Consider the following 5,932-nt stretch of genomic DNA (forward strand, 5'->3'; position numbering starts at 1 on the left):
ATTAATTGTGTTCAATCTGCGCCTCGGTGTTTAGTGGTTAAGGTTAGATGAGCGCGATGTAAAATCGCACCTACGGTTTTGTTGAATGCGGTGTTTGTTTTAATGTAGGTGAGGTTTTATACCTCGCTTTTACTAGATTGTTATCATCACTGAGAAGTGATTTATTGTGTTCAATCTGCGCCTCGGTGTTTAGTGATTGAGGTTAGATGAGCGCGATGTAAAATCGCACCTACGGTTTTGTTAAGAGCGGTGTTTGTTTTGATGTAGGTGAGGTTTTATACCTCGCTTTAAATAGATTGTTATCACCACTGAGAAGTGATTAATTGTGTTAAATCTGCTCCTTGGTGTTTAGTGATTGAGGTTACATGAGCGCGATGTAAAATCGTACCTATGGTTTTGTTGAGTGCGGTTTTTGCATTGATGTAGGTGAGGTTTTATACCTCGCTTTAAATAGATTGTTATCACCACTGAGAAGTGATTAATTGTGTTAAATCTGCGCCTCGGTGCTTAGTGGTTAAGGTTACATGAGCGCGATGTAAAATCGCACCTACGGTTTTGTTGAGTTCGGCTTTTGTCTTGATTCCCTTCGCTTTATTGTACTTTTTACTGCCTACCTTTAATTCATTTTTAACTTATATATTTACGCTGCTTATTAAGTAGTGATATTATAGTTAGCTTGCTAACTAAATGAGAGAGCTATGGTCAAAAATATTCCCTTTCACGAAACACTCGACTTAACCATTATTGGCACTATGGGGCGAGTACATCGTGTATGTCGTGAGGCGATTACTATTGCTGTAGAGCCTTTAGGATTAACACAATCACGTTGGATGGTGTTAGTGCATATAAATATGAATGGCGAGGGACTAACTCAATTAGAGTTGGCCCATAGCTTAGGTATAGAAATGCCTTCGTTAACTCGTACACTCAAACAGTTAGAAGAACAGTCGCTCATTACTCGTCGTATAGACGAGCATGATAAGCGTAGTAAAAAACTCTATTTTACTAAACAAGGCTTCGCCGTTTTACATTCATTAACCGAGACAATTACCCATATTAAAGCTCAGTTATACAGTGGTTTTACTGACGAGCAATTAGACGCGATGGCTTATGGTTTAGTTAAAATGGAAAAGAACGCACAAAATTGTATTAAATCTCAAATTAAGGCTAAAAATGACACCTGATCAAAAGTTTGCGCGCTATGTAAGACTTTCCCTTGTGGGATTTGTTTTAGTATTTATTTACTATTTAATGGCTGATATTTTTTTACCTGTAACGCCACAGGCGCGCGTGTACCATCCTGTTGTACAAATTGCTCCACAAATTAGCGGTCGAGTAACCAGAGTGTTGGTAAGTAATAACCAACCTGTAAAGGCTGGCGATGTGTTGTTTAATATTGACCAAGGACCTTATAAGTTAGCATTTGAACAATCGCAACTTGCGCTGGACGATGCCAAATTACAAAATAAACGCCTTGATACCAATGTTAAAGCACTTGAGGCACAAATAAGTGCGGCTAATGCAAAACAACATGAGCAAAAGCTATTAAAAAGCAGAGGTGAAAAGCTCTACAAGCAAAACTCTATATCGGAGCAAGAGCTTGAAAGCATTCGTGCTAATTATGAGGCAAGTAAAGCAAACGTAGCTGCATTTGAGGCGCAATTAGCTGAAGCCATATTAGCGCGTGGTGAATCAGGTGAGCAAAACTTGGCAATGCGACATGCAGCAAACCAATTAGCCCAAGCTAACCTTAACTTATCGTACACACAGGTACTTGCATTAAGCGATGGCATTGTTACTAACTTACAATTACTTGATGGCGCATACGCTGTAACAGGCCAACCTTTACTCGCTATTGTGGCAAAAAAAGCTGATTTAGTAGCTGATTTTAGAGAAAAGTCGTTACTGCATATGAAGCCTGGCAGCTTAGCTAAGGTTGTATTTGATAGCCGCCCTGGTGAAGTTTACGACGCGCAAATTACAGCTTTTGAAGCCGGTGTAAGTAATGGGCAGTTAAGTGCAAATGGACTACTTAGTACAACCGAAACCAGCAACCGCTGGGTACGTGATGCACAACGCCAGCGTATTCATTTAAAGCTAATAAACGATACAAGTTTAATTGCTAATATGCCAAGTGGTGCCCGCGCAACGGTGCAATTATTGCCAGAGTCGACAGTTGGGCAATGGTTAGGCGCTGCGCAAATTAGGTTTATTAGTTTGTTACACTACATTTATTAATGGAGAGTATATGACTCAAGTTGTTAGCCAAGGGCCGCAATTAGACTCTAATGGCCTTCGCCAAGCACTTCGCATTGCCGGTGGGTGCACAGTAGGCTTTGCTATTAGTAAATTAATGAACTGGCCAAATGGTATATTTTTTACTGTTTACCCTATGTTGTTACTTGGCATGGTGCCTACTTTAAGCCGAGGTGTAATTAATCAATTTATAGCATCAGCGGCGTTTAGCGCATTTATAGTGCTTGTAATGCAGGGGCTTTTTTCGCATTTACCAGTCGTAATGACGTTATTAGTGTTTGGTGTTTTTTGTATTTTATTTCATAAAATGAGCAGTGGCAGTGCCTTTTTATTTGGTGCTTTAGGGGTGGTTAGCCTTTCAATTCAGCTGCACTTTTCGAGCTATGTTGATCAGGGCAGCAGTATTTACCCTCTTATTTTAACAAATGGTTTGGCTATTATTTTAACGGTTATTATTGCTGCGCTAATGCATGGGCTGTTTCCTGAGGTAACAGCAAGACCAGCTCGGGTAATGCCTGCAAAAGCAAAAGAAAGTATTCGTCATGAAGTACTGCTTTGCTCTAGTGTTGCTACGCTTTCGTTTGTGGTTTTTCAGGTTTTAGACTTACAAGATTCTATTTCTGCACAAGCAGCATCGGTGCTTATTTTATTTTCTTTATGTTGGAAAGCTGCCGGAATGGCTGGTTGGCAACGTGCCATTGGAACGCTTATTGGGTGTAATGCCGCACTTTTATCGCAATTGTTTTTGTATAGCCACACTGATTTTTTACTTTTTCCGGTGGTTATTTTATGGATATTATCGTTTGTATTTGCACGATTTCATATTTTAGGCGGCGGAATTCCAGGTATTGGTTTTGGCGTGTTAACTACATTTGGTATTTTATTTGGTAACTCTTTAGGCCCTGGGCAGGATTTAATTTATAGTGCTTTGTACCGTTTTAGTTCGGTATCGGTGGCTATTATTCTAAGCTTATGTGCTGTGTATGTTATGCATCATTTACTTAATCGCTTTAGCGTAACACGGCATCATACCTACGATTAGGTTATATCGTTTAACAATAAAAAGGCTGCAACTGCAGCCTTTTTTACGTTTAAACAATATGTAAGCTACAGCTTTACACTACCGCGCAACGCTTTGTTTTGACCGTGTTTTGTTTTTTTATCCATGCGTTTACGCTGCGAATTACGGCTTGGTTTTGTGGCTCTACGGGCTTTGTTTACCTTTGTGGCGCTTAAAATTAGGTCTTTTAAGCGTTTAAGTGCATCGTCGCGATTAAGCTCTTGTGTACGATGACTTTGCGCTTTAATTATTAAAACACCATCTTTAGTAATTCGCGTGTCGTTTAGCGCAAGTAAACGTTCTTTATAAAAATCAGGAAGCTTAGAGCGGTTAATGTCAAAACGTAAATGAATAGCACTCGCTACTTTGTTAACATTTTGACCACCGGCACCCTGCGAGCGAATTGCTGTAAGCTCTAGCTCCCACTCATCTATAGTGACAGTATTTGAAATTGTTAACATTGTGTTCAGCTCTAGTTGTCAAAGATGCATTATATCATCTGTACATTGACTTGTGGTGAATCAACTTAAATCTTAAGATTTTAACAACGCCCCATAATTTGTACTGTAAAACTGACTAATACATTTTTTTGTATTGGCAAGTGCCGTTAATTAGTTTCTAATTGGCACAACTTTAATATTAGGAAACGCTCAATGAAAAAAATACTTGTATCACTTAGCTTATTAGCAATGAGTTTCTCAAGCCTTGCAGAAGATATTAACGAAGGTCAACTTCAAAGCTACATGAAAGCATTACCAGCGGTATCAAGTTGGGCAAGCAGCCAAGAATCATTAAAAGATTTAGATTTAGCAAGTATGCTAGGTGGCTCTGCAGATCAAACTGTTGGCGAACAAAGCTCTTTAGCTAATAGCGCACTTAGCATGATTAAAGATCAAGATTTATACAAAAGCTTTGAAGGTGTTACTAGCCAATACGGTTTTACACCAGAGCAGCTAGTTACTGTTGGTACTGAAGTATCTATGGCGTACATAGAAAACTTAAAATCAGGTTTATCTACTGAAAATCAAGAAACAGCAACTAAAGTAATGAGTGGTTTAAGCAGCATGAAAAGCGCTAAAGATACAAGTGCTAGCTCGTTGATGGGTTCTTTTGGTAAAGCGTCAAGCGCTGTTGAATCAAGCGAACCAGTTGTTAGCGAAAGTAACCTTGCACTTGTGAGCGAGTATATGCCACAACTACAAAAGTTATTTGCACTACTATAAGCCTAATCGTTATTCATAGGTTGGATCTTAAGGAATAAAACTTGAAAACATGCTCTGAATTTGATCTGATAGTAATCGCCAAACCACTATCTATCCCAAAAGCAGAGCATGAATAAATATAATACTGAGTTAAACAAAATAACGAAAGTGCTTAACGATTTTAATATTAACGAAATAGGTAAAACAAGCCGTTTTTGTAGCCGTAAACGAATAATAAAACCTTTCGAATTAGTCATGTCGTTAATAACGGCTCTAGGCGATAAATCGGTAAACACCGTGACAGATTTACATCGTTATTTTGTGAAGTTGACGGAAACTGATGTTCAATATAAACCGTTTCACAATCAACTGAGTAAGCCTGAATTCAGCCAATTGATGAAATCACTGGTCGATGTGGCGTTAAATGAATGGCAGCAACAAATACTCGGCACAGAAGTCACACTGTCAGATTTCAAACGCATCATATTGCAAGACGGAAGTTCGTTCGCAGTGCACGATAGTTTAAAAGATACCTTTAAAGGTCGCTTTACTAAAATAAGTCCTGCGGCAATAGAGGTTCATGTGAGTTGGGATGTGCTTCAAGGTTATCCCGAAGAAATCTCAGTGAGTCCTGATAGCCAAGCTGAATATGATTTTTTACCTGATGCTAAATCGTTAGTCGACACCTTGTTTTTAGCGGATAGAGGTTATTTTAAGTTATCGTATCTTGAATCAATTGATACAGCAGGAGGCTTTTATGTTGTCAGGGCTAAAACCACGGTTAATCCAACCGTAGTAGCTGCTTTTAATCGTCACGGTAACGCGTTAAAACGGTTTTCACAGAAGAAGCAAAAGGACGTTAAAAAGCATATTCGTCGTAGTGTTATTGTCGATATGGATGTGGAAGGTAAAACTAATTATCGATTGATTGCGAGCTGGCCTAGAGGAAAAAGTGAGCCTACTTATTGGGCAACGAACTTAAATCGAGAAAAATTTAGCGCTGAAGCGGTAATAAAGCTCTACAGTCTCAGGTGGCAAATAGAGTTACTGTTTAAAGAATGGAAGTCTTATTGCAACCTGCAAAAATTTAACACCAGAAAAGCGAGCATGATGGAAGGCTTGGTGTGGGCAAGTTTATTGACGTTGTTAGTAAAGAGGCGAATAGGCATGAGTGTTCAACAACTTGCCGGTATTGAGCTATCAACATTTATGGTAGCAAAAAACACCCAAGGTTGGTTTTATCAATTAATGGAGTCGATAACACAAGGCGTGATATCGACACTGAATAAAGCATGGCAAAAAACTATCAGTTTTTTGTCAAAATATGCACGAAGAGCGAACCCAAAAAGAGATAAAGAAAAAGGACGATTAAAATGCGGCCTGAATCCAATTATCTCTTAATGTCTAACCTATG

General features: G+C 38.9%; 6 protein-coding genes. 5 read left to right on the plus strand and 1 reads right to left on the minus strand.

Annotation, left to right across the window (positions count from 1 at the left end; translation table 11 throughout):
• The first annotated feature begins 698 nt into the window (after nucleotides 1-698).
• The 3 genes from L647_RS0109820 to L647_RS0109830 are packed head-to-tail and all read left to right on the plus strand — an operon-like array spanning nucleotide 699 to nucleotide 3,298.
• Nucleotides 699-1,184 (plus strand): MarR family transcriptional regulator, encoded by a 486-nt coding sequence (locus L647_RS0109820; RefSeq protein ID WP_024610974.1) that lies wholly within the window; start codon nucleotides 699-701, stop codon nucleotides 1,182-1,184.
• Nucleotides 1,174-2,238 carry an HlyD family secretion protein gene (locus tag L647_RS0109825; protein ID WP_024610975.1) on the plus strand — a complete coding sequence of 355 codons (1,065 nt, stop codon included), beginning with the start codon at nucleotides 1,174-1,176 and terminating at the stop codon, nucleotides 2,236-2,238. The genes L647_RS0109820 and L647_RS0109825 overlap by 11 nt, the downstream gene beginning before the upstream one ends.
• A gap of 10 nt (nucleotides 2,239-2,248) precedes the next feature.
• Complete coding sequence (locus L647_RS0109830; RefSeq protein WP_024610976.1) at nucleotides 2,249-3,298, plus strand: DUF2955 domain-containing protein; 1,050 nt, start codon at nucleotides 2,249-2,251, stop codon at nucleotides 3,296-3,298.
• Nucleotides 3,299-3,363: 65 nt separating this feature from the next.
• Here the strand turns inward: L647_RS0109830 and arfB are convergent, their stop codons facing one another.
• Nucleotides 3,364-3,777, minus strand: a complete 414-nt coding sequence (gene arfB, locus L647_RS0109835; protein WP_024610977.1) for an alternative ribosome rescue aminoacyl-tRNA hydrolase ArfB — start codon at nucleotides 3,775-3,777, stop codon at nucleotides 3,364-3,366.
• Between the two features lie 192 nt (nucleotides 3,778-3,969).
• Here arfB and L647_RS0109840 point away from each other — a divergent pair, with 192 nt between their 5' ends.
• The gene (locus L647_RS0109840; RefSeq protein WP_024610978.1) at nucleotides 3,970-4,539 is read left to right on the plus strand and encodes a hypothetical protein; all 570 of its coding nucleotides are present in this window, start codon (nucleotides 3,970-3,972) and stop codon (nucleotides 4,537-4,539) included.
• 108 nt (nucleotides 4,540-4,647) lie between these two features.
• A complete protein-coding gene (locus tag L647_RS0109845) occupies nucleotides 4,648-5,919 on the plus strand; it encodes an IS4 family transposase (protein ID WP_024610808.1) in 1,272 nt (423 codons plus the stop codon).
• Nucleotides 5,920-5,932 lie beyond the last annotated feature (13 nt).

Origin of the sequence: Pseudoalteromonas sp. TB64 (genome assembly GCF_000498095.1) — a bacterium.
Lineage (GTDB): Bacteria > Pseudomonadota > Gammaproteobacteria > Enterobacterales > Alteromonadaceae > Pseudoalteromonas.